Below are 22,873 nucleotides of genomic sequence, written 5' to 3'. Positions count from 1 at the left end.
CTGGTGTGTGCCACGGGACTTCCACTGTCGTACAGGCCCAGGTGAGAAGCCTGTCCGGGGGGTAGGCATGCAGGCATGCTCTACGGCAAGGAACACGTCCGGCGCTACCGTGAGACCGACGGCGCCGAGGGACACGACTGGAACGGCACGACGGTGCTGCTGCTGACCACCAAGGGCCGCACGTCGGGCGACCCGTACACGACGCCGCTGATCTACCAGCGGCACGGCGACGACCTCGTGCTCGTCGCCTCGAAGGGCGGCGACCCGGACCATCCCGACTGGTACAAGAACCTGCTGGCCGAGCCTGAGGTGGAGGCGCAGGTCAAGGGTGACCGGTTCAAGGCCCGCGCCCGTACCGCCACCCCTGAGGAGCGGCCGGAGCTGTGGCGGCTGATGGCCGCCGCGTGGCCCGACTACGACGAGTACACGAAGAAGACCGACCGGGAGATCCCGATCGTGGTGCTGGAGCGCACCCGCTGATCGGGGGTCAGAAGGTCACCAGCGGGTCGCCGAGGAAGTCGGCGATGAAGTTGACGAAGAAGAACCCGAAGAAGACGACGTTGAGCCCGAGCACGGCGTAGTGCCACGGGCGGGGCCGGGCGGGCCTGGGCAGCCTGCTGTTGAGGTACATGAGGAAGAACGGGTAGATGAGCGCGCCCAGGTTCGACATGTTGGCCGACCACTCCACCAGCGCGACGGGCAGGCTGAGGTGGATGACGACGGAGATCACCACCAGCAGGACGATCATGAACGGGTAGTAGAACCGGCGCGGGTCGCCCTCCACCAGCCGGCGCAGGCGCGGGCTGGTGGCGTGGGCGGCGTCGGTGGTCACCCGGACCATGGCCTCGAAGATGCCGAGCTGGGTGGAGAACAGCACGAGCACGCCGAGGACGAGCGCGACGGCGAACATGGCCCCGCCGTACTCGTCGCCGAGCGCGACGGCCACGAACGTGGGCACGTCGGCCCTGGTGGGCCGCTCGCCGGAGAGCGCGACGGCCTGGGACATGAGGATCGTGGGCAGCAGCATGCCGAGGATGGCGCCGACGAAGAACACGCCCCACATGTCGACCATGAGCAGCCGGTACCAGCGCCGCCACAGTCCCCGGTTGCGTTCGTCGTCGGGGAAGGTGACGCCGCTGGCCAGGATCTCGCGCCGGTCGCCGCGCAGCCCGGAGATGAACCCGGTGCGGTGGCCCATGCCGTAGCCCTTGTCCCGGTAGTGCCCCATGACGTACCAGTTGAGGCCGGAGGCCAGCGCGGTGAAGCCGGCCAGCGCGCCGAGCTGGGTGGCGGTGATGCCGGCGGGCGGGGCGGCGGGGGTGACGAAGCCGCGGATGCCCTCCCACCACAGCTCCCACGGCACCACGAGCAGGTCGATGGCCAGCAGCGCGAGCAGGATGACCGACACGAGCAGCCAGTTGGCCAGCTCCAGCGCCCGGCTGATCCGGCGGGCCAGCGCGGTGATCAGGAAGACGACCACGAGCAGCGCGATGGCCCACAGCCGGGGTTCCTCGGCCCCGGCAGGCGGGATGCGGCCGTGGACGAGCGCGTACACGCCCTGTCCCGCCGAGGCGGCCCAGCCGCCGGCGATGAAGGAGAACAGGACGATCAGCACCGACAGCGGCACCCACAGCCGCCGGCCGGGCGGCACGCGCCCCCAGGCGACGACCGGCGCCTCGCCGGTGGCGACGACGTAGCGGGAGCATTCGACGTTGTAGAACGTCTGGAGCAGCGCCGAGACGAGGATCACCCAGCCGACGCCGACGAAGCCGTACTGGCCGACGCTGAGCGGGCCGAGCAGCCATTCGCCGCTGCCGATCGAGATGCCGAGGGCGATCAGGCTGGGCCCGACCGCGTACTTGAACAGTTGCGCCGGGCCGATCCGGGAGACCTTGAAGACCTCCTCCGGCGTGGGCAGGTCGGTGACGCCGAGATCCGGGCGGCTGACTCCGAGTGGGTGCGCCATGTCCTCGCCTCCTGCCCCCAGCGTGAGCCGGGGCAGGAGGGTCGGCAAGGCCCAATCAGCGCGTGAGCGAGTCGTACAGGGCGAGGGTGCGGCGGGCGACGGTGGCCCAGGAGAAGTGCTCGACGGCGCGGGCGCGACCGGCCCGGCCGAGGGCGGCGGCGCGGGCGGGGTCGGCGAGCAGGGCGTTGACGCGCGCGGCCAGGTCGCCGGCGAAGCGTTCCGGGTCGTGCGGGGTGCCGTCGGGGCCCTGGTCGATCGGGACGAGCAGGCCGGTCTCGCCGTCGGCGACGACCTCGGGGATGCCGCCGGTGGCGGTGGCGACCACGGCGGTCTCGCAGGCCATCGCCTCCAGGTTGACGATGCCCATCGGCTCGTAGACCGACGGGCACACGAACACGGCCGCGTGGGTGAGGAGCTGGATGACCTCGGGCTTGGGCAGCATCTCGGAGATCCAGAACACGCCCTCGCGGTCCAGCCCGCGCACCAGCGCGGTGACCTCGGCCTCGATCTCGGGCGTGTCGGGCGCGCCCGCGCACAGCACGAGCTGCGCGCCGGGGTCGAGGGCGCGCGCCGCGTGCAGGAGGTGGACGAGCCCCTTCTGGCGGGTGATCCGGCCCACGAAGATCACGTACGGCCGGTCGGGGTCTATCCCATACTTTTTCAGGACATCCTGGTCGATGTCCGGGGCGTACTCGGCGGTGTCGATGCCGTTGTGGATCACCGTGACCTTGGCCGGGTCGATCCCCGGATAGGCCGACAGCACGTCGCGGCGCATGCCCTCCGACACCGCGATCACCGCGTCGGCCGCCGCCAGCGCGGTGCGCTCGGCCCACGACGAGATCGCGTAGCCGCCGCCGAGCTGCTCGGCCTTCCACGGCCGCAGCGGTTCGAGGCTGTGCGTGGTGACCACGTGCGGCACGCCGTGGAGCAGCTTCGCGACATGCCCGGCAAAGTTGGCGTACCAGGTATGCGAATGGACCACGTCCGCGCCCGCGCAGGCGGCGGCCATCTCCAGGTCCACCCCGAGCACCTGGAGGGCCGCGTTCGCCGCCCCCAGCCCGGCGGGCGTACGGTATGCCGACACGCCCGGCTCGTCCCGGTCCGCGCCGAAGCAGCGGACCCGCACGTCGGCCAGCTCGCGCAGCTCCCTGGCCAGATACTCCAGGTGCACGCCGGCCCCGCCGTAGACCTCCGGTGGGTACTCCCTGCTCAGCAGATCAACACGCATGACACGACCATACGAGGAAGTGCCTCCCCGCGACACGGCGACAAGCCCGACATGCGGAACGACCGCCCGCCGCGTGGCGTACATAACCCGAGAGAACGGGACACGACGGGAGGGAGCCGGACGCGCATTCGTCGATAGATCGGCCGATTGAGGGTAGCGTCCAGGACATGAGGTCCCGGAGGGTGCTTGCGGTCGTGCTGGCAGGTGGAGAGGGAAAGAGGCTCATGCCTCTCACGGCGGATCGGGCGAAACCGGCGGTGCCGTTCGGCGGGATGTACCGGCTCATCGACTTCGTGCTGTCCAACCTCGCCAACGGCGGCTATCTGAAGATCGTCGTACTGACCCAGTACAAGAACCACAGCCTCGACCGCCACGTCTCGCGCACCTGGCGGCTGTCGGCCATGCTCGGAAACTACGTGACGCCGGTGCCCGCGCAGCAGCGGCTGGGCCCGCGCTGGTTCTCCGGCTCGGCCGACGCGCTCTTCCAGAACCTGAACCTGATCTACGACGAGATGCCCGAGCACGTGATCGTGTTCGGCGCCGACCACATCTACCGCATGGATCCGCGGCAGATGGTCGACCAGCACGAGGACTCCGGCGCCGACGTGACCGTGGCCGCGATCCGGCAGCCGCTGTCGCTGGCCGACCAGTTCGGCGTGATCGAGACCGACCCGGAGGGCCGGCGCATCGTGGCGTTCCGGGAGAAGCCCAAGGACGCCGTCGGGCTGGCCGACTCGCCCGACGAGGTCTACGCCTCGATGGGCAACTACGTGTTCAAGACGCAGGCGATGATCGACGCGCTGCGCGAGGACGCCCTCGACCCCACGAGCAAGCACGACCTGGGCGGCAACATCATCCCGATGATGGTCAAGTCCGGCGGGGCCGACGTGTACGACTTCGCCAACAACGTGGTGCCCGGTTCGAGCGAGCGCGACCGGGGCTACTGGCGCGACGTGGGCACGCTCGACGCCTACTACGAGGCGCACATGGACCTGATCGCCGCGCATCCGGTCTTCAACCTGTACAACGACAAGTGGCCCATCCACACCGGGCACGACCCGCTGCCGCCCGCCAAGTTCGTGCACAACGACGGCGACCGCGTCGGCCGGGCCATCGACTCGCTGGTCTCGCCCGGCGTCATCGTCTCCGGCGGCACCGCCTACCGCTCGATCCTGTCGCCCAAGGTCGTGCTGCACTCCCACTCGCTGGTGGAGGACTCGGTGCTGATGGAGAACGTCAAGGTGGGGCGCGGCGCGATCGTGCGCAAGGCCATCATCGACAAGAACGTCGTCATCCCCGACGGCGCCCGCATCGGCTTCGACCTGGACTACGACCGCACCCGGTTCGCGCTGACCCGCGGCGGCGTCGTGGTCATCGGCAAGAACGAGATCGTCGACCGGTGAGCCGTAGAGTGTGGGGGTGCAGCCTGATCTCCGCCAACCGCTGATCCGCGACCTGAGCGAGTCCGACCTGCCCCGCCAGCACTGGCGGGGCGACGACGAGGACGGCGGCGTGTGGCTGTTCGAGAGCGTCGAGGGCGACGGCGAGCAGTGGGCGATCCGGCAGATCGAGATCCGCGCCGGGCGTCAGGTGCACCGCTACTGGTGGCGGCACCTGCAGGACGAGCACGGCTTCCTGACCGATCAGGCGCTGGAGATCTGGGAGCTGACCGAGATCAGCGCGCCGGCGTTCGAGGCCGTGTGGGAGGCGGGCGGCTGACCGGTGCTGGACGAGGGCGGACATGGCGAGGCCCCGGGCTCGGCGGGCGAGCTCCGGGACCGTGGTGACGCCGGTCAGTCGGCCAGCGTGTAGAGCCAGCCGCTGCGGTGGTAGTCGCTGCCCCACCAGCCGTGGTGGTCGTCGCAGTCGGTCTCGTCGTACGTGCCGGACGAGACGGTGTTGTCGTCGTGGATCTTCTGCCAGGTGGCGCTCTTCCCGTCGCAGCCCGGCCATTTGTCGGCGGCGGCCGGGCTCGCGAGGGTCGCGGTCAGGGCGGCCGCGGCGAGGACGGCGCCGCCGGCGGCGGCAAGGATGGCTTTCATGATATTCCCCCCGTGATCACGAAGTGTCATCGCTGCATCACTATACGGAGCCATCCGCCGGGCGGGGGAACGCCACGCGGGCCGCGCTCAGCGCGGGCAGGGGCGGCCCGCCTCCCGGGCGAGCGAGGCGGTGGCGATCGCGGCGTCGAGCCGGTCACGGGTGCCGGTCAGGTCGCGGATCTGCCGGTCGATGCGATCGCGCTCGGCGGCGAGCAGGCTCTGCTCCTCGTAGTAGCGCAGCGCCCGCACGCTCACGCCGGTCGCGGCGGCCAGCTCCCCGATGCGCATGCCCGCTTCCCTTCGGCTTGCCTCTGACGTCGTGCGGGCCGCGCTGGACGGCGTCGAGGCCGGACGGGCCGAGGTCGTCGCCGACGACGGCACCGCCCGGATCAAGGCCGCCCTGTCGGCCGACCCCGCCGTCCTCTACCCGGGGGTGTTGTGAACGCGGTGCTGTTGAACGCGGTGCCGCTCCAGGGATTCGAACCCCGAACCTCCGCCTCCTGAGGGCGGCGCCTCTGCCAGTTGGGCCAGAGCGGCGTGGGCCCCGGACGGGCCGGCGGGAGGCCCGGCCCGGGGCATGAGCTCGGTCCGCCCGGGGGCCGCCAGCCCCGCCGCGCAGGCCTTGCTCGCGGCGCCTTTCCCTTCAGGGCCGCTGGATCCTGGTGACGCGCATGAAAAAGCCGCCTCGGGGTCGAGCCCGGGCGGCCGTCCTGGTGTCCTCGTCAGGTCACCCGGAGGCCGGAGGCGTCAGTGCCAGTGCCAGTGCCAGGGATGTCACCGCTCGCCTCCTTCTCGTACGTCGTTCCGGACAGCTTCAAGGTAGCCCGGAGATCGTGCGGGACGCCACCGAATATCCGGTCAGCCCGCGCCCAGCGACTGCGCGTACGGGCCGCTGGTGCGCTCGAAGCGCAGCGCCGCGTGCGAGGTGGCGCTCTGCACGTCCCGCCAGTGGCGCTGCAGGTCGCTGTCGTCCCGCTGGACCTGGCTGCCGCCCGACTCGAAGAGCCGGGCGGCGGCGGCGCGGACGAGCTGGGCCGCGAGCGAGGCGTCCCGGGCGTTGCGCGCGGCCGTCGCGGGCGCGACGCGGCCCAGGTCGGCGATCGCCGTGGCCCGCTCGGTGAGCAGCAGGGCCGCGTCCAGCTCGGCGCTGGAGCGGGCCAGCTCCAGCTCGGCGGGCGGCGTCAGGCCGGGCCCCTTGGCCGTCAGCTGCGCGGTCCACGCGCGCAGCATCGCGGTGGCGGAGCCGAGCGCGGGCGCGGCGAACAGCGCGCCCGCCACGGCCGCCAGCGGCGTCTGGTGGCACGGCGCGGCCGAGTGCTCGCTGTGCCCCCGGAACACCGCGCCCTGCGCCACCGCGCGGTGGCGGGGCACCAGGACGCCGTCGGCGACCACGGTGTTGCTGCCGGTGCCGCGCATGCCGAGCGTGAACCAGGTGTTCCTGATCCGGTAGTCGCCGCGCGGCACGGCGAAGAACCTCGGCCCGTCCGGCGCGGGCGCGCACAGCAGCGCCCAGTCGGAGAAGTCGACGCCGCTGAGGAAGTGCCACTCCCCCGAGAGCCGCCACCCGCCGGGCGTCTCCTCGGCCGTGCCCGACGGGACGAGCGCCGCCGAGATCGCCGCGTCCGGCCCCTCACGCCAGACCTCCGCCTGCCCCTCGGCCGGGAGGTAGGCGGCCATGCGGCCCGAGGTGGCCACGATCAGCGCGCACCACGACGCGGACGCGCACGACTCCCCCACCGTCGCGAGGGCCCGCCGCAGCTCGGTGAACGCCGCCTCGTGCCCGCCGTGCCTGCGCGGGACGAAGTGGCGGGCGAACCCGGCGTCGAGGATCGCCGCGACGACGTCCTCCGGCAGCCGCCGCGCGGCCTCCGCCTCGGCGGCCCGCTCGCCGGCGAGCTTGGCGACGGCGTCCGCCGCTTCGAGCAGGCCCGTGGCCTCGTGGTCGGTCATGATCCACTCCTTCGTACGGATGCCGTCATGGGGAACTCGCCGGGGCCGATCGTGATCACTTCGGCGCCGCCCCGGGCCACGGCGCGGTGCCGCCTGGCCAGGGGCGCGAGCTGGGAGAGGCAGGCCTCGACGAGCGTCCAGCCGCCCTCGGGCCGGTCGGTGAGCAGGCCGTCGAGTGCGGGCCAGAACAGCACCGGCTCGGCCAGTTGCAGCGCCCAGAACTCGGGCGTGACCGCCTCCTCGTCGGTGACCCACCGCCCGGTCCGGCACGAGCGCACCGGGACGCGTGGCGGGCTCAGGCGCATCCCCTCCAGGCAGCGGACCAGCTCCTCGGCGGCCGGCCGCAGCACCGGGCTGTGGAACGGCTGGAGCGCCCGGACCCTGCGGCACATGAAGCCCTTGCCGCGCAACGTCTCCTCGGCGGCCTCCAGCGCCGGATCGGGCCCGGACACGATGCACTGCCGGGGCGCGTTCCAGGCCCCCACCACGACCCCGCCGAGCTCCCCGCCGGGGCCGCCGGACAGGTGGGGGGCGAGCTCGTCCGGGGTGGCGGCCACGGCGAGCATGCCGCCCGGGGGCATCAGGCGGGCCGCGTCGGCGCGGCGGCACATCAGCTCCGCGCCGTCGGCCGGGCTGAACACGCCGGCGAGCGCGGCGGCGGCCAGTTCGCCCACGCTGTGACCGAGCAGCGCGTCAACCGGCCTGCCCGCGTCGGTGAGGGCCCGGCCGATCGCCAGATTCACCGCGAACAGCAGGGGCTGGGCCCGGGTGACGTCGTCGATCGGCACCCGGGGCGCGGCCGACAGCCAGTCGTCGCGCAGCTCGCCGCCCCGGCGGCCGCAGGCGTCGAAGAACTCGTCCATGGCCGCCGTGAAGGCCGCCTGCTCGCGGTAGAGCTCGGCGGCCATGCGCGGGTACTGGGCGCCCTGCCCCGGCAGGAGCAGCACCGTGCGCCTCTCGGTCTGTCGCATGCTGCCAGCTTGCGTGACCGATCTTGAGCCGGGCTCGAGGTTGCCTCGATACGTAGTCGGTGACAGAGCCGTGTGCGGGCCATGACAGGTCCGTCCAGCAGGGTCGGAACCGCACGTCGGCAAGAAGGGGGTGGATTCCGTGGAAGGTACGGACGCGGCCGGGGGGATCGGCGTCGTTCTCGGTACGGATCATGTGATCTTCAGGGAGTGCCTGAGGGACTGGATCGGCAGGTTGCACGGCATCAGCGTCGTCGGGGAGGCGCGCTCGCCGGCCGAGGTCCCGCAGGTGGCCGCGCGGGTGCGGCCGGACGTGGTGCTGGCCGGGGCGGGCGGCGGCCCGCAGGAGGCCGAGTGGCGGGCGCTGCGGCAGGTCCGGCGGCACCTGGCGGACGTCAAGATCGTGGTGTTGGCGCTGAGCCACACCGTCGACCTGGGCGAGCTGGCCGGGCACGGCGCGCACTGGTGCCTGCCGGCGACCAGCACACGGGCGGACCTCGTGCTGGTGCTGCGCAACCTCACCCGGCTGGAGCCCGGCCCGTCGCCGCGCCGGCCCGGGTGCGAGCGGCGGCGCGAGGCCGACGCCGAGGCGGGGCCGCGCTGGACGGCCCGCCTGTCCGTCCGCGAGCGGCAGGTGCTCGACCTGGTCTCCCAGGCGCTGAGCAACGCGCAGATCGGCGCCCGGCTGTCGATCACCGAGGGGACGGTGAAGCGGCATCTGCGCAACATCTACGGCAAGCTCGGGGCGGTGTCGCGCATCGACGCGGTCAACAAGGCGGCCGGCCTCCCCACCGCGCGGGCGGCGTCCCCCGGGCAGGCCCACTGCCTCGGCGCCCGCTGAACCGCCCGGCCGGCCGCGCCGGGGCCCGTCGGTCCGCCGCAGCCGCTGGGCGGGCCAGGGTGGACGGGCCTTGAAGCGGACGGGCCTCGATGTGGACGGGCCTTGAAGCGGACGGGCCTTGAAGCGGACGGGTCAGGCGGGGATGGCCAGGACGCGGCCGCCCCGCAGGACCTCGCGGTGCAGGCGCTGGACCGCCGGCGACGGGTCCAGGCCCAGCTCGCGGTTGAGGACCTCGCGCAGGCCCTGGAAGGCGGCCAGCGCCTCGCCGCGCCGGCCCGCCTGGCTGAGGACGGTGATGAGCTGGGCGTGCAGCCACTCGTGCAGCGGGTTCTCGGCGATCAGGCTGCGCAGCTCGCCGATCAGCTCCCGGTGCCGCCCGAGGTGCATGTCGGCCTCGATGCGCAGCTCCAGCGCGTGGGTGCGGCGTTCGGCCAGGTGGACGACGTGGGAGCGGAGCAGGGGGCCCTGGGTCACGTTGGCCAGGGGCGGCCCCTGCCACAGCCCCAGCGCCTGGCGCAGGTCGGCGGCGGCGGCTTCGTGCTGCCCGGCGCGGGCGAAGCCCTCGGCCCGGGTGACCAGGTGGTCGAATCGGTCCTGGTCGAGCTGGTCCTGGTCGACCAGGAGCGTGTAGCCGAACGGCTTGGTCAGCAGCAGTTCGCGCCCGGAGCCGCTGAGGCGCTCGCGCTGGATCAGGTTGCGTATTTGGTAGATGTAGGTCTGGGTGGTGGTGAGGGCGCTCTTGGGCGGGTTGTCGTCCCACAGTTCGCGGATGATGGAATCGACCAGCACCAGGCGATTGGCGGAAACGAGCAGCAGCGCGAGCACCTGGCGAACCTTGGGCGCACTTGGCGTGCAGGCCCGGCCGGCATGCACCACCTCCATCGGTCCAAGCACCGAGAAATTGGTTTTGGGCATCATGTCTCCCCGTCAGTTGATGGAACACGACATGCGGCGACCCCTAATACCCGGCGAGAATATAGCAAGATGGAACATGTCTCGAATGTCGTGCCTCTAAAGAGGTATGCTCCATCGAAGGTGAGCCGCCCGCATGTAATTCGCCGCTGCGACGAGGCGGGCATTGATGGACGGGCAGGTAAATGGTTCACTTCGCAACCGTTTAATGTCTTATCACTACATGTGGTAAGCGCACGCTACCGCATGCGCGGTAACCGCCACCTACTGCAATTGCAGTAGGCCGATTGGCGGCGCACCCGTTATTGTGGCGACGTGAGACAACGAGGTATAAGGCGCCATATTCCCCGACTCCCCGCTCTCGTTGTCGACGCGATCGCCGGCGCCGCGGTGAGTATTTCGGCGCTTCTCGCACCGTATTTGGACACGCCCGAACCAGCGGCCCGGCATTTACCGGTGCTGACCGTGCTCATGGGCGCCGCCGTCGCCGTCCGGCGGGTCGTGCCGGTGCCCGCGCTGTTCCTCACCCTGCTGGCCTCGGCGCTGGCCGACCCGCTCGACGTGGTGGAGCCGGCCATGGCCGCGATCCTGCTGACCGCGTACACGGTGGGGGCGGTGAGCGAGCGCGGGACCGCCGTGGCGGTGGCGGCCGGCGGGTCGGCGCTGCTCGTCGCGGTGCACTTCCTCGTCCAGGGGACCACCTGGCCCGACGCGCAGAGCGGGCCGCCGCCGTTCATCGCCGCGACGCTGGCGGGCGGCGCGGTGGGACAGGCCGCCGTGACGCGGCGCCAGCTCGTCGCCGCGCTGGAGGAACGGGCCCGGCGGGCGGAGCTGGCGCTGGAGGAGGAGGCCAGGCGGCGGGTCGTCGAGGAGCGCATGCACATCGCGCGCGAGGTCCACGACCTGGTCGCCCACCACATCTCGGTCGTCAACGTGCAGGCCGGGGTGGCCGCCCACCTGCTGCGGCACCGGCCCGACGCGGCCGAGGAGGCGCTGGCGCACGTCCGGGCGGCCGGCCGCACCGTGCTCAACGAGCTCGGCGCGGTGCTCGACGTGCTGCGCGGGTCGGGCGACGCGCGGGCGCCGCTGGAGCCGCTGCCGGGGCTCGCCGACCTGGACCCGCTGCTGGAGTCGTTCGCCCGCACCGGGCTCAAGGTGGACCGGACCGTCTCCGGCCTGGCCGTGCCGCTCCCCCCGGCGGTCGACCTGTGCGCGTACCGGACGATCCAGGAGTCGCTCACCAACGCCCGCAAGTACGGGCGCGGCCACGTCCGGATGACGATGGCCTACACCGCCGGCGAGCTGACCATCGACGTGCGCAACCAGCGGGCCGGGACGGCCGGGGCCGATCCTGGCACCGGGCACGGCCTGATCGGCATGCGCGAGCGCGTCGCGTCCGTCGGCGGCGTGCTCAGCGCCGGGCCCGCCCGGGGCGGGGAGTTCGCGGTGGTGGCCCGGCTGCCGCTGACGGGAAGCCAACTCACCGAGAGGAACCAGGATGATCCGCGTGTTGCTCGCTGACGACCAGACCCTGATCCGCAAGGGATTCCGCTCGCTCATCGAGACGGCCGGCGACCTGTGCGTGGTCGGGGAGGCGCAGACCGGGCTGGAGACGGTGCGGCTGGCCCGCGAGACCCGCGCCGACGTGATCCTCATGGACATCCGGATGCCGGAGATGGACGGGCTGGCGGCCACCCGGGAGATCACCGCCGACGAGAGCCTGTCGGGGGTGCGCATCCTGGTGCTGACGACGTTCGAGATCGACGAGTACGTGTTCCAGGCGCTGCGGGCGGGCGCCAGCGGCTTCCTCGGCAAGGACGTGGAGCCGGGCGAGCTGCTGGCCGCGATCCGCGTCGTGGCGGCCGGGGAGGCGCTGCTGTCGCCGAAGGCCACCAAGGGGCTGATCACCCGCTTCCTCAACCAGCCGGTGAAGGCCGACACCGAGGCGGGCGGGGTGCTGGAGGCGCTGACGGCCCGCGAGCTGGAGATCGTCGTGCACGTGGCCACCGGGGCCTCCAACGAGGAGATCGCCGAAGAGCTGTGCCTGTCCCCGTACACGGTGAAGACGCACGTCAACCGGGCGATGGCGAAGCTGGGCGCGCGGGACAGGGCGCAGCTCGTGGTGACCGCGTACCAGGCCGGGCTGGTCACGGTGGCGAGCGCCTGACACCCTTGGTCAAGGCCGTCTCGTACGGACGCATGATCTCGCGGATACTGCGATCGGACGACGCGGACGAGGTCGCGGCTGCTGCATCGTGGGACCATGATTGAGGTCACCAACCTGAAGAAGCGCTACGGGGACACGCTGGCGGTCGACGACCTGACTTTCACTGTCAGGCCCGGCGTCGTCACCGGGTTCCTGGGGCCCAACGGGTCGGGCAAGTCCACCACGATGCGGCTCATCCTCGGCCTGGACGCGCCCACGGAGGGCGTGGCGCTGGTCAACGGGCGGCCCGTCCGCGAGCACGCGGCGCCGCTGCGCGAGATCGGCGCGCTGCTGGAGGCCAAGGCGGCCCACCCGGGCAGGTCGGCGTTCAACCATCTGGCGGCGCTGGCGGCGACCAACGGCATCCCCCGGCGGCGCGTCCGCGAGGTGCTGGAGCTGGTCGGGCTCAGCGAGGTGGCGCACCGGCGGGCGGGCGGTTTCTCCCTCGGCATGGCGCAGCGGCTGGGCATCGCCGCGGCGCTGCTCGGCGACCCCGCGACGGTCGTGCTGGACGAGCCCGTCAACGGCCTGGACCCCGAGGGCATCGTGTGGATCCGCAGGCTGCTCAAGGGGCTGGCGGCCGAGGGCCGGACGGTGTTCCTGTCGTCGCACCTGATGGGCGAGCTGGCCGAGACGGCCGAGCAGGTCGTGGTCATCGGGCAGGGCAGGCTGATCGCGGACGAGCCGGTCGGCGAGCTGATCAGGTCGGTGTCGGAGCGCCGGATGCGGGTGCTGGTGCGCACTCCGGACCCGGTGCGGCTGTGCAACCTGATCCAGCGCGCGGGCGTGACCATCACCCGGCGGCACGACGACCTGCTGGAGATCGAGGGCGTCCCGGCGGAGCGGATCGGCGACGAGGCGGCGGCGTGCGGCCTGCCGCTGCACGAGCTGACGACCGCGCGGGCCTCGCTGGAGGAGGCGTTCATGGAGCTGACGGGCCTGTCGGTGGAGTTCCGCGCGCCCACCGGTGTGGGGATCGCGTCATGAGCCGGCCCGTGAGTCATCCCGCGAGCGCCGCGGCGGTGGCGCCCGGCGTGAGCCTGGCCCGCGCGGTCAACGGCGAGTGGATCAAGCTGAGGTCGGTGCGCTCGACCACCGTCGCCCTGCTGCTGTCGGTCGTCGTGTTCGTCGGCGTGGGGCTGATCACCGCCGGCGCCATGGCCGAGCCGCTGGCGGCGGGCACGCTGGAGCCGGACGGGCCGCCGTTCCAGCCGAGCACCCCGACCGGCGCCACCCTCGGCGGCGTCGCCTTCGCCCAGCTGCTCATCGGCGCGCTCGGCGTGCTGTACGTGTCGTCGGAGTACTCGACGGGGCTGATCCGCGCCACGTTCTCGGCGGTGCCGAGGCGGCTGCCGGTGCTGTGGGCCAAGTGCGTGGTCTTCGCCGGGGTCGTGCTCGCCCTGATGCTCCTCTCCTCGCTGGTGTCGTTCCTGGCCGGGTCGGCGCTCCTCGGCGCGCACGGCGTCGCGCCGTCGCTGGGCGACCCGGGCGTGCTGCGGGCGGTGCTGGCCGCGCCGGTGTACCTGACCGGGGTCGGGGTGGCGGCGATCGCGCTGGCCACGCTGATGCGCAGCACGGCGATGGCGGTCTCCGTCGTGTCGTTCGCCGTCTTCCTGCTCGACTCGCTGGCCGGGATGCTGCTGCCGGAGGGCGTCGCCGACGCGGTCACGCCCTACCTGCCGGCCACCGCGGGCAAGGCGTTCATGGCCGAGACGCAGGCCGGCGGGGTGCTGGCGCCGCTGCCGGGCTTCCTCGTGTTCTGCGCGTACCTCGTGGCGCTGCTCGGGCTCGCCGCCTGGACGCTGCGCCGGCGCGACGCCTGACCGGCGGAACGCCGGGCTGGGACCCCAACGGTCCTCGAGCGGCGCTCGAGGACCGTCGCACATGTTCACCTGCGACAGCCGATGTCGCAAAAGGAGCGTGTGCGTCTCATGGACCGACGAACCGTGATCACCGGAATGGGCGTGCGCGCGCCCGGTGGTGCGGGGACGAAGTCTTTCTTCGAGCTCTTGTCCTCCGGGCGGACGTCCACCCGCAGGATCTCCTTCTTCGACCCCTCGCCCTTCCGGTCCCAGGTGGCGGCCGAGTGCGACTTCGATCCCGAGGCGTCCGGGCTGACGCGCCGGGAGATCCGCCGGATGGACCGCGCCACCCAGCTCGCGGTGGTGGCCGGACGTGAGGCCGTCGCCGACAGCGGGCTGGAGGCGGCCGGCCTCGACCCGGGCCGGGTGGCGGTCAGCGTCGGCACCGCCGTCGGCGCCACCACCAGCCTCGAACGCGAGTACCTGGTGCTGTCGGACACGGGCCACGACTGGTTCGTCGACCCCGGGTACGCCTCGCCGCACCTGTTCGACTACTTCGTGCCGAGCGCCATCGCGGCCGAGGTCGCCTGGATCGCCGGCGCGGAGGGCCCGGCGGCCATCGTCTCCTCCGGCTGCACCTCGGGCCTCGACTCCGTCGGGTACGGCCACCAGCTGATCAAGGAGGGCAGCGCCGACGTCGTGCTCGCCGGCGCGACCGACGCCCCCATCTCCCCCATCGCCGTGGCGTGCTTCGACGCGATCAAGGCGACCACGCCGCGCAACGACGACGCCGAGCACGCCTCGCGCCCGTTCGACCGGACCAGGAACGGCTTCGTGCTCGCCGAGGGCGCGGCCATGCTGGTGCTGGAGGAGTACGAGCACGCGCGGCGGCGCGGCGCGCGGATCATCGCCGAGATCAACGGGTACGCCACCCGCTGCAACGCCTACCACATGACCGGGCTCAAGCCCGACGGCCGCGAGATGGCCGAGGCGATCAACGCGGCACTGGCCGAGGCGCGCATGGACGGCGACGCCGTCGACTACGTCAACGCGCACGGCTCCGGCACCAAGCAGAACGACCGGCACGAGACCGCCGCGTTCAAGCGGGCGCTCGGCGAGCACGCCTACCGCACGCCGGTCAGCTCCATCAAGTCGATGATCGGCCACTCGCTGGGCGCGATCGGCTCGATCGAGCTCGTCGCCTGCGCCCTGGCCATCGAGAACGACATGGTGCCGCCCACCGCCAACCTGACGGAGGCCGACCCCGAATGCGATCTCGACTACGTGCCGATCGAGGCGCGCGACCAGCGGGTGGACACGGTGCTGTCGGTGGGCAGCGGCTTCGGCGGCTTCCAGAGCGCCATGCTGCTCAGCCGCGCCGGGAACGGGAGCTGACGCCATGACGCAGACCACGATCGCCGCGCCCGGCGAGCGGACCGGCGGGGCGGCCACGGCCGTCATCACCGGCCTGGGCGTCATCGCCCCCAACGGGCTGGGCGCCGAGAAGTTCTGGGCGGCGACCCTGCGCGGGGAGAGCGGCATCCGGCCGCTGCACGCCGAGGGACACGCCGGCGGGCACCCCCGGGGCGGCGGCCCCCGCTACCCGGTGACGCTGGCCGGGCAGGTGAGCGGCTTCGTCGCCGAGGAGCACATCCCCTCCAGGCTGATGCCGCAGACCGACCGGGTGACCCGGCTCGCGCTGGCGGCGGCCGAGTGGGCGCTGGAGGACGCCGCGCTGCGCCCGGCCGAGCTGCCCGAGTACAGCATGGGCGTGGTCACCTCCAACGCCTCCGGCGGCTTCGAGTTCACCCACCGGGAGATCCAGAAGCTCTGGACGCAGGGCCCGCAGACGGTCAGCGTGTACGAGTCCTTCGCCTGGTTCTACGCGGTCAACACCGGCCAGATCTCCATCCGGCACGGCATGCGCGGCCCCGGCGGGGTGCTGGTGGCCGAGCAGGCGGGCGGCCTGGACGCGCTCGGCCACGCCCGGCGGGCGGTGCGCCGCGGCACCCCGCACATCGTGACGGGCGGCGTGGAGTCCTCGCTCGACCCGTGGGGCTGGGTGAGCCACATCGCCAGCGGCAGGCTTAGCCGCGAGCCCGTCCCCGAGCTGGCCTACCGGCCCTTCACCCGGGAGGCGGACGGCTACGTGCCCGGCGAGGGCGGGGCCATCCTCGTCCTGGAGGACCGGGAGGCGGCGCTGCGGCGCGGCGCGGCCAAGGTCTACGGCGAGGTCGCCGGGTACGCCGCCACCTTCGACCCGCGGCCGGGCTCGGGCCGGCCGCCCGGCCTGGAGCAGGCCATCCGCAAGGCGCTCGCCGACGCGGGCACCGAGCCCGGGGAGATCGGCGTCGTCTTCGCCGACGCCGCCGGGGTGCCGTTCCTGGACCGGGAGGAGGCCGCGGCGATTTCCGCGGTCTTCGGACCCGGGGGCGTCCCGGTGACCGCGCCCAAGGCGCTGACCGGCCGCCTGTACGCCGGGAGCGGGCCGCTCGACGTGGTGTGCGCGCTGCTGGCGCTGCGCGACGGGGTCATCCCGCCCGTGCCCCACGCCGGGGAGGTGCCCGCCGCGTACCGGATCGACCTGGTGCGCGGCGCCGAGCCGAGGAGCGCGGCGCTCACCCACGCGCTGGTCCTGGCGCGCGGAAAGGGCGGCTTCAACGCCGCCGTCGTCCTTCGCAAGCCCGAACATCCGGAAGCCGTACCTCGGAAAGAGGAGAAATGACTCTCGACGACCTTCGCAGAATCATGGTGGCCTGCGCCGGCGAGGACGAGCACGTCGACCTCGGCGGCGACATCCTGGACGAGCTCTTCACCGACCTGGGCTACGACTCGCTGGCCCTGATGGAGACCGCCGCCCGGATCGAGACCGAGTTCGGCGTGCGGATCCCCGACGAGCAGGTGGCCGAGCTGACCACGCCCCGCGCCCTGCTCGACTTCGTCTCCGGCGTGACCGTCCCCTGACCGCGCGCCGCCCGTTCCGTCCCTGTTCCGCTGACCTCCGGAAGGACCACGTCATGATCGTGCACACCCTGATCTACCGCTTCCCCGCCTCCGCGACCGAGGGCGACCAGGAGGAGTTCTTCACCGCGATGAAGGAGCTGCTCGACCGCAACCCGCTGGTCAAGGGCTTCGACTACCGGCCGCACCTGTGGCTGCCCGCCGACGAGCGCTCCCGGGGCATCACCGCCTCGAAGATCGCCCAGTTCACCACCGAGACGCTGGAGGACCTCAAGACGTTCTCCGAGATCCCCGAGGTCTACGACTTCACCACGCAGTGGAAGCAGAAGCTCCGGTTCGAGGCGGCCTACGCCAACCACGAGCCCCTGTCGGTCTGACCCAGCGAAGGAGGAAGCGCCATGCCGTACGCCGAGCACACCGTGACCGTGGACGCCCCCGTCAGCGTCGTCTGGGACCTGCTGGTCGACGTGGAGGGGTACGCCAGGATCTTCCCGCCCACCCAGGAGGTCACGATCCTGGAGGGCGACGACACGTACCAGATCGCCCGGTTCCTGGTGGACGTCAGCGGGGAGCTTGCGACCTGGGTGTCGCGCAGGGACATCGACGCCGGGCGGCGCGTCATCGCCTACCGGCAGCTGGAGACCGCGCCGATCGTCGGGCGGATGGGCGGCGAGTGGCGGGCCTTCCCGTTCGGGGAGGACCGCACGCAGCTCGTGCTGACGCACGACTTCGAGGCGCGCGAGCCGGTCGGCGGCAAGGTCGCGGGCCGGTTCACGCCGGAGGAGGCCGACACGATGCTGCGCGCGGCCGTCGAGCGCAACAGCGTGGCCGACCTCGGCGCGGTCAAGTCGGAGGCCGAGCGGCTCGCCGCCGGCGCGGTCGCGTGAAGCGGTTCTACGACCTGAGCGTCGCCACCCGCGACACGCCGAGCGAGGCCACGCCGGTGACGGTGGACCTGCTCGACCACCGTACGGGCGCGATCGTCCTCGGGCTGAGCCCCGAGGACTTCCCCGACGGGATGGCCATCTCCAACGAGACCGTCACGCTGACCACCCACACCGGCACGCACATGGACGCGCCGCTGCACTACGGCCCGCTGACGGCGGGCCGGCCCGCCAGGAGCATCGACCAGGTGCCGCTGGAGTGGTGTCACGGGCCCGGCGTCCGCCTGGACGTACGCGACGTGCCCTCGGGCGAGGCCGTCACCGTCGAACGGCTCACGGCGGCGCTCGACGCGGCCGGGCACCGGCTCGCCCCCGGCGACATCGTGCTGCTGTGGACCGGCGCCGACGCGCTGTGGGGCAGCGCCCGCTACCTGACCGACTACGCCGGGCTGTCCGGCGAGGGCACCGAGTTCCTGGTCGAGAGCGGCGTGCGGGTCATCGGCATCGACGCGTGGGGGCTGGACCGGCCGATGCGCGCGATGGTCGAGGACTACAAGCGCACCGGGGACAAGGCGTGCCTGTGGCCCGCCCACGTCTACGGGCGGCGCAAGGAGTATCTGCAGCTGGAGAAGCTGGCCGGGCTCGGGACGCTGCCCGCCGCCACCGGGTTCGACGTCTCGTGCTTCCCGGTGTCGATCGCGGGCGCGGGAGCCGGCTGGACCCGGGTGGTCGCCATCATGGAGGAGAGCTGATGTTCTATCGCACGTTCAGCAGCATCGACAAGATCACCGAAGGGCTCGTGGCGAGCTTCTCCGGCCTGTCGGCCAACGTCGGCTTCAAGGACGACGAGGTGGTCCGCCACGTCGCGACCGGCACCGGCCAGGTCAAGGGCACCGCCGTCACCTGGCACGAGGGCGACGGCGGCTCGCCGTACGACCCGCTGGGGGCCGCGGTGCGCAACTTCGTCGCCGCCCAGGTCGGCGACCCGCGCGTGCGCGCGTGGCTGCCGGGCGAGGAGTTCGCGCTGACCGTCTTCCAGGTCCGCAACTACGCCGACGACCGGCAGAACGCGCACCCGTCCCAGGGCTTCCACCAGGGCGGCGGCGACCACGTGCTCGTCACCGTCGTCGCAGAGGAGAACGTCAACGGGGCCGTGCACATGCTGGCCACCGCCGAGGACGAGACCTCGCTGGTCTTCGAGCGCCGCCTGAACCCGGGCGAGACGCTGCTGCTCGACGACCGGGCGCTGACCCACCACTGCACGCCGTTCACCCCCAAGGCGGGGGGCCGGGCGCAGCGGGACGTGCTCGTCGTGTCGCTGACCCGCACGGACGGCGAGGGGCGGTCATGACCGGGGGCTTCCACGAGGTGGTGATCGCGGGCGCGGGGCCCGTGGGGATGATGCTGGCCTGCGAGCTGCGCTCGGCGGGCGTGACGGTGCTCGTCCTCGAACGCGACCCCGAGCCGGACCCGATGCCGAAGGCGGGCATCATCGGGCCGCTGGCGGCCGAGGCCGTCGCCCGGCTCGGGCTGGGCGAGGCGCTGATGGAGGCCGAGGCCGAGGCGATCAGGCGCGACGAGGAGATGCTGGCCAAGCTCCTGTCCGCCGCCCCGGCCGGACGGCCGGGCGGTGGCCCGCCGGGGGGTGGCCCGCCGGGAGCTCCCGGGGGGCGGGCGCCGGGGCACGCGGGGCCGCCGGAGCACTTCGCCGGGCTGCCCCTCGACGCGGCGCTGTCGTCCGACCCCGGCCGCCGCCGGGTCCGGGTGGACCAGCTCACCCTGCACCGCATCCTCGCCGAGCACGCCGGCCGGCTCGGCGTGGACGTGCGGCACGAGCACACGGTCACCGGCCTGTCCCAGGACGGCGACGGCGTGAGCGTCAAGGTCGCCACCCCGGGCGGCGAGCTGCGGCTGCGCTGCGCCTACCTGGCCGGCTGCGATGGCGGCCGCAGCACCGTGCGCAAGCTGGCCGGTTTCGCCTTCGACGGCACCGATCCGACCCTCACCGGCAGGCAGGGCCTGGTCCGCATGGCCGGCGCGGGCGGGCTGCGGCCGGGCTTCAACCTGACCGATCGGGGCGGTTACCTGTTCGCCGCCTTCGGCGCCAACCGGGTGGCGACCGTGGAGTTCGACGGCCCGCCGCAGGACCGAGACGCGCCGCTGACCGCCGAGGAGCTCCAGGAGAGCGTGCGCCGGGTGAGCGGGACCGAGGCGGCCGTCGACCGGCTGCTGTCCGGGGTCCGCTTCACCGACCACACCCGGCAGGCGGCCACGTACCGGCTGGGCCGGGTGCTGCTGGCGGGCGACTCCGCGCACGTGCACCCGCCGTTCGGCGGCCAGGGGCTCAACGTCGGCCTGGTCGACGCCGCCAACCTGGGCTGGAAGCTGGCCGCGCAGGTCCAGGGGCGGGCCCCGGAGGGGCTGCTGGACTCCTACACGGCCGAGCGGCACCCGGTGGCGGCGCGGCTCCTGGACAACACCCGCGCCCAGACGGCGCTCATGCGGCCGGACCCGCAGAGCCGGGCGCTGCGCGAGCTGTTCGCGGGCGTGCTCGGCCTCGACGTGGTCAACCGGCGCGTCTACGACATGGTGACCGGCCTGTCCGTCCGCTACGACCTGGGCGAGGAGCATCCGCTGGCCGGGACGCTGCTGCCGGACCTGGAGCTGTCGACGGGCAAGCGGCTCTTCGACCACCTGGGCCGGGGCCGGGGCGTCCTGCTCGACCAGGCGGACCGCGCCGAGGTGCGCGCCGCGGCGGCGCCGTGGGCCGATCGGGTCGCGGTCGTCACCGCCGGGGCCGGGCTCGACGGGATCGACGCGGCGCTGGTCAGGCCCGACGGCTGCGTGGCCTGGGTGCTGCCGGCCGGTGACGGGCGCCCGTACGAGGGGCTGCTCTCGGCGCTGGCCAGGTGGTTCGGCGATGGCTGAGGGCGCCTTCGGGCTGCTGCTCGACCGGGCCGCGCAGGACCTGCTGTTCCGCGAGGCCCGCACGGTCGATGTGTTCACCGGCGAGCCCGTCGGCGACGACCTGGTCCGGGCCGTCTACGACCTGGTCCGGTACGGGCCCACCTCGATGAACCAGCAGCCGCTGCGGATCGTGCTCCTGCGCTCGGCCGAGGCCAGGGCGAACGCGGTCCGGTGGATGTCCGGGCCCGGCAGGGCCAGGACGGCGGCGGCCCCGCTGACCGCGCTGCTGGCCGCCGACCTGTGCTTCCACGAGCGGCTGCCGGAGCTGTTCCCCGGCCGGCCGGACGCGGCGCGCCTGTTCGAGGACCCGCGCGTGCGCGAGGAGTCGGCCCGCTTCAACGCGGCCCTGCAGATCGCGTACCTGATCCTCGGCGTGCGCGCCGCCGGGCTGGCGGCGGCGCCCACGATGGGCTTCGACCCCGGCGGGCTCGACAAGGAGTTCTTCGGCGACGGCAGGCACACCACGCTGGCCGTGCTGAACCTGGGCAGGCCCGTGCCGGGCACGCCGCCGCCCCGGCTGCCGAGGCTGGAGTTCGACGACGCCGTGACCGTGATCTAGACGATTGAGGAGCTGAGATGACCAACGACTTCGACGTGGTCGTGGCGGGCGGCGGCCCGGTCGGGCTCATGCTCGCCTGCGAGCTGCGCGCCGCCGGGGTGGCGGTGCTCGTGCTGGAGCGGCGGGCCCGGCCCGAGCGGGCGGTCAAGGCCGGCTCGATGGGCCCGCTGGCGGCCGAGGCGGTGCGCGGGCTGGGCCTGGGCGCGGAGCTGCGCGCCGCCGAGGAGGCCGCGAACGAGCGCGACCTGCGGCTCACCGGCAAGCCGGGCGGCCCGCGCGAGCACTTCGGCGGGATCTTCCTCGACCCGTCGCTCGCCTCCGACCCCGACCGCCGCCGGGTCCGCGTCGACCAGCCGGCGCTGGAGGACATCCTCGCCCGGCACGCCAGGAGCCTGGGCGTGGACGTGCGCCGCGAGCACGAGGTCACCGGCCTGTCCCAGGACGGCGACGGCGTGAGCGTGGACGTGGCCACCCCGGCCGGGGCGCTGCGGCTGCGCTGCGCCTACCTGGCCGGCTGCGACGGCGGGCGCAGCACCGTGCGCGAGCTGGCGGGCTTCGGCTTCGCGGGCACGCCGGGCAGCCTGACCGGCCGCGACGGCGTCGTACGGCTGTCGGAGGAGGCCAGGCGGGCGCTGCCGCGCGGCTTCCACCACACCGAGCGCGGCGTGTTCGTCTTCGCCGGGTTCGGCGCCGACCGGGTGGCGTCGGTCGAGTTCGACGGCCCGCCCGCCGATCCGGCGGCGCCGCTCACGCTCACGGACCTGGAGGCCAGCGTGCGCCGGGTGAGCGGGGTCGAGGTGGTCATCGACGAGCTGCTGTCCGGGTTCGTCTACACCGACGAGGCGCGGCAGGCCACCACCTACCGCCGGGGCCGGGTGCTGCTGGCGGGCGACGCCGCGCACGTGTACGCGCCGTTCGGCGGCCAGGGGCTCAACGTCGGCCTGGCGGACGCCGCGAACCTGGGCTGGAAGCTGGCCGCCCAGGTCCACGGCTGGGCTCCCGCAGGGCTGCTGGACACCTACACGGCCGAGCGGCACCCGGTGGCCGCCGGGCTGCTGGACAACACCCGCGCCCAGGCCGCGCTCATGCGGCCCGACCCGCAGAGCCGGGCGCTGCGCGAGCTGTTCGCCGAGTTCACCGGCCTGGAGCCGGTCACCCGGCGCATCGTCGACATGAAGACCGGCCAGTCGGTCCGTTACGCCGTGGGCGACGACCATCCGCTGGCCGGCACCCTCTGCCCGGACCTGCCGCTGGACGGCGCGGTTGCTGGAGCGGCCACCACGCTGCGCGACCGGCTGGGCCGGGGGCGGGGGCTGCTGCTGGACCTGGCCGGGCGGGCCGAGGTGCGCGCCGGGATCGCGCCCTGGTCGGCCCGCGTCGGGACCGTCACCGCGCGGGCCAAGGTGGACGGGGTGGACGCGATGCTGCTCAGGCCCGACGGCTGCGTGGCCTGGGTGCTGCCGCAGGGGGCGGCATACCGCGCGGAGGCGCTCACCGGGGCGCTGCGCACCTGGTTCGGGGAGGGGGAGACGGGATGACGGCACTCGACGAGCGGCCCGGCGGACCGGACAGCGGACCGGCCGGCGG

Annotated in this window: 26 protein-coding genes and 1 tRNA gene; 19 read left to right on the top strand and 8 right to left on the bottom strand. The window is 73.3% G+C overall.

All coding sequences use genetic code 11. From position 1 onward, the window contains the following. Nucleotides 1-75: 75 nt before the first annotated feature. Nucleotides 76-480, top strand: coding sequence for a nitroreductase family deazaflavin-dependent oxidoreductase (locus tag KME80_RS29970; protein WP_219509759.1), 405 nt, complete (start codon nt 76-78; stop codon nt 478-480). Nucleotides 481-487: 7 nt separating this feature from the next. Here KME80_RS29970 and KME80_RS29965 read toward each other — a convergent pair whose 3' ends face one another. Both KME80_RS29965 and glgA read right to left on the bottom strand, forming a co-directional pair. After that, nucleotides 488-1,966: an Nramp family divalent metal transporter gene (locus tag KME80_RS29965; RefSeq protein ID WP_219509758.1), complete on the bottom strand. Its 1,479-nt coding sequence runs from the start codon at nt 1,964-1,966 to the stop codon at nt 488-490. Between the two features lie 55 nt (nt 1,967-2,021). Beyond that, nucleotides 2,022-3,194: a glycogen synthase gene (glgA, locus tag KME80_RS29960; protein ID WP_219509756.1), complete on the bottom strand. Its 1,173-nt coding sequence runs from the start codon at nt 3,192-3,194 to the stop codon at nt 2,022-2,024. A 167-nt stretch (nt 3,195-3,361) separates the two neighbouring features. On the opposite strand from glgA, the gene glgC reads away from it, so the two are divergent. After that, nucleotides 3,362-4,597: a glucose-1-phosphate adenylyltransferase gene (gene glgC, locus KME80_RS29955; RefSeq protein WP_219509755.1), complete on the top strand. Its 1,236-nt coding sequence runs from the start codon at nt 3,362-3,364 to the stop codon at nt 4,595-4,597. Nucleotides 4,598-4,613: 16 nt separating this feature from the next. Then, entirely contained in the window at nt 4,614-4,913 is a 300-nt protein-coding gene (locus KME80_RS29950; protein ID WP_219509754.1) for a hypothetical protein, read from the top strand. A 74-nt stretch (nt 4,914-4,987) separates the two neighbouring features. Here KME80_RS29950 and KME80_RS29945 read toward each other — a convergent pair whose 3' ends face one another. Both KME80_RS29945 and KME80_RS53360 read right to left on the bottom strand, forming a co-directional pair. Beyond that, a complete protein-coding gene (locus tag KME80_RS29945) occupies nt 4,988-5,236 on the bottom strand; it encodes a hypothetical protein (protein ID WP_219509753.1) in 249 nt (82 codons plus the stop codon). An 87-nt stretch (nt 5,237-5,323) separates the two neighbouring features. Then, nucleotides 5,324-5,524, bottom strand: a complete 201-nt coding sequence (locus KME80_RS53360) for a MerR family DNA-binding transcriptional regulator (RefSeq protein ID WP_219509752.1) — start codon at nt 5,522-5,524, stop codon at nt 5,324-5,326. Between the two features lie 31 nt (nt 5,525-5,555). Between KME80_RS53360 and KME80_RS52085 the strand changes: the two genes are divergently transcribed. Further along, nucleotides 5,556-5,678 carry a hypothetical protein gene (locus KME80_RS52085; RefSeq protein WP_281427230.1) on the top strand — a complete coding sequence of 41 codons (123 nt, stop codon included), beginning with the start codon at nt 5,556-5,558 and terminating at the stop codon, nt 5,676-5,678. A 21-nt stretch (nt 5,679-5,699) separates the two neighbouring features. Here KME80_RS52085 and KME80_RS29935 read toward each other — a convergent pair. From KME80_RS29935 to KME80_RS29925, 3 genes are all read right to left on the bottom strand, one after another. After that, nucleotides 5,700-5,773: transfer RNA gene (locus KME80_RS29935), tRNA-Leu, on the bottom strand. A gap of 321 nt (nt 5,774-6,094) precedes the next feature. Continuing rightward, on the bottom strand, nt 6,095-7,186 hold the full coding sequence (locus KME80_RS29930) for an acyl-CoA dehydrogenase family protein (RefSeq protein ID WP_219509751.1): 1,092 nt from the start codon (nt 7,184-7,186) through the stop codon (nt 6,095-6,097). Further along, a complete protein-coding gene (locus KME80_RS29925) occupies nt 7,183-8,157 on the bottom strand; it encodes an acyltransferase domain-containing protein (protein ID WP_219509750.1) in 975 nt (324 codons plus the stop codon). The genes KME80_RS29930 and KME80_RS29925 overlap by 4 nt, the downstream gene beginning before the upstream one ends. 139 nt (nt 8,158-8,296) lie before the next feature. Here KME80_RS29925 and KME80_RS52900 point away from each other — a divergent pair, with 139 nt between their 5' ends. Continuing rightward, a complete protein-coding gene (locus KME80_RS52900) occupies nt 8,297-8,995 on the top strand; it encodes a response regulator transcription factor (RefSeq protein ID WP_219509749.1) in 699 nt (232 codons plus the stop codon). 132 nt (nt 8,996-9,127) lie between these two features. Here the strand turns inward: KME80_RS52900 and KME80_RS29915 are convergent, their stop codons facing one another. Continuing rightward, nucleotides 9,128-9,820, bottom strand: coding sequence for an AfsR/SARP family transcriptional regulator (locus KME80_RS29915; RefSeq protein WP_219509748.1), 693 nt, complete (start codon nt 9,818-9,820; stop codon nt 9,128-9,130). Between the two features lie 543 nt (nt 9,821-10,363). Between KME80_RS29915 and KME80_RS29910 the strand changes: the two genes are divergently transcribed. The 14 genes from KME80_RS29910 to KME80_RS29845 all read left to right on the top strand — a co-directional run bounded on the left by KME80_RS29910 (nt 10,364) and on the right by KME80_RS29845 (nt 22,824). After that, nucleotides 10,364-11,428, top strand: coding sequence for a sensor histidine kinase (locus tag KME80_RS29910; protein WP_219509747.1), 1,065 nt, complete (start codon nt 10,364-10,366; stop codon nt 11,426-11,428). Further along, nucleotides 11,406-12,074, top strand: coding sequence for a response regulator (locus KME80_RS29905; RefSeq protein ID WP_219509746.1), 669 nt, complete (start codon nt 11,406-11,408; stop codon nt 12,072-12,074). The genes KME80_RS29910 and KME80_RS29905 overlap by 23 nt, the downstream gene beginning before the upstream one ends. 96 nt (nt 12,075-12,170) lie before the next feature. Beyond that, nucleotides 12,171-13,100, top strand: a complete 930-nt coding sequence (locus tag KME80_RS29900) for an ABC transporter ATP-binding protein (protein WP_219509745.1) — start codon at nt 12,171-12,173, stop codon at nt 13,098-13,100. Further along, a complete protein-coding gene (locus KME80_RS29895) occupies nt 13,097-13,936 on the top strand; it encodes an ABC-2 transporter permease family protein (protein WP_219509744.1) in 840 nt (279 codons plus the stop codon). Before KME80_RS29900 ends, KME80_RS29895 begins: the two co-directional genes overlap by 4 nt. Nucleotides 13,937-14,044: 108 nt before the next feature. Next, nucleotides 14,045-15,310: a beta-ketoacyl-[acyl-carrier-protein] synthase family protein gene (locus tag KME80_RS29890; RefSeq protein WP_219509743.1), complete on the top strand. Its 1,266-nt coding sequence runs from the start codon at nt 14,045-14,047 to the stop codon at nt 15,308-15,310. Nucleotides 15,311-15,314: 4 nt separating this feature from the next. Further along, nucleotides 15,315-16,640 carry a ketosynthase chain-length factor gene (locus KME80_RS29885; protein WP_219509742.1) on the top strand — a complete coding sequence of 442 codons (1,326 nt, stop codon included), beginning with the start codon at nt 15,315-15,317 and terminating at the stop codon, nt 16,638-16,640. After that, the gene (locus KME80_RS29880) at nt 16,637-16,879 is read left to right on the top strand and encodes an acyl carrier protein (RefSeq protein WP_219509741.1); all 243 of its coding nucleotides are present in this window, start codon (nt 16,637-16,639) and stop codon (nt 16,877-16,879) included. Before KME80_RS29885 ends, KME80_RS29880 begins: the two co-directional genes overlap by 4 nt. A 53-nt stretch (nt 16,880-16,932) precedes the next feature. Continuing rightward, nucleotides 16,933-17,253 carry a hypothetical protein gene (locus KME80_RS29875; protein ID WP_219509739.1) on the top strand — a complete coding sequence of 107 codons (321 nt, stop codon included), beginning with the start codon at nt 16,933-16,935 and terminating at the stop codon, nt 17,251-17,253. Between the two features lie 21 nt (nt 17,254-17,274). Beyond that, the gene (locus KME80_RS29870) at nt 17,275-17,763 is read left to right on the top strand and encodes an aromatase/cyclase (protein WP_219509738.1); all 489 of its coding nucleotides are present in this window, start codon (nt 17,275-17,277) and stop codon (nt 17,761-17,763) included. Beyond that, the gene (locus KME80_RS29865; protein ID WP_219509736.1) at nt 17,760-18,512 is read left to right on the top strand and encodes a cyclase family protein; all 753 of its coding nucleotides are present in this window, start codon (nt 17,760-17,762) and stop codon (nt 18,510-18,512) included. Before KME80_RS29870 ends, KME80_RS29865 begins: the two co-directional genes overlap by 4 nt. Then, nucleotides 18,512-19,111: a 2OG-Fe dioxygenase family protein gene (locus KME80_RS29860; protein ID WP_219509735.1), complete on the top strand. Its 600-nt coding sequence runs from the start codon at nt 18,512-18,514 to the stop codon at nt 19,109-19,111. Before KME80_RS29865 ends, KME80_RS29860 begins: the two co-directional genes overlap by 1 nt. Then, complete coding sequence (locus KME80_RS29855; RefSeq protein WP_219509733.1) at nt 19,108-20,688, top strand: FAD-dependent monooxygenase; 1,581 nt, start codon at nt 19,108-19,110, stop codon at nt 20,686-20,688. Before KME80_RS29860 ends, KME80_RS29855 begins: the two co-directional genes overlap by 4 nt. Continuing rightward, nucleotides 20,681-21,286 carry a malonic semialdehyde reductase gene (locus tag KME80_RS29850; protein WP_219509732.1) on the top strand — a complete coding sequence of 202 codons (606 nt, stop codon included), beginning with the start codon at nt 20,681-20,683 and terminating at the stop codon, nt 21,284-21,286. The genes KME80_RS29855 and KME80_RS29850 overlap by 8 nt, the downstream gene beginning before the upstream one ends. 17 nt (nt 21,287-21,303) lie before the next feature. Continuing rightward, the gene (locus KME80_RS29845; protein ID WP_219509731.1) at nt 21,304-22,824 is read left to right on the top strand and encodes an FAD-dependent monooxygenase; all 1,521 of its coding nucleotides are present in this window, start codon (nt 21,304-21,306) and stop codon (nt 22,822-22,824) included. Nucleotides 22,825-22,873 lie beyond the last annotated feature (49 nt).

This window comes from Nonomuraea ceibae (assembly GCF_019396325.1).
Taxonomy (GTDB): Bacteria; Actinomycetota; Actinomycetes; order Streptosporangiales; family Streptosporangiaceae; genus Nonomuraea; species Nonomuraea ceibae.
Note: the sequence above shows the minus strand (reverse complement) of the source record. Positions and strands in the feature narration are given on the sequence as shown.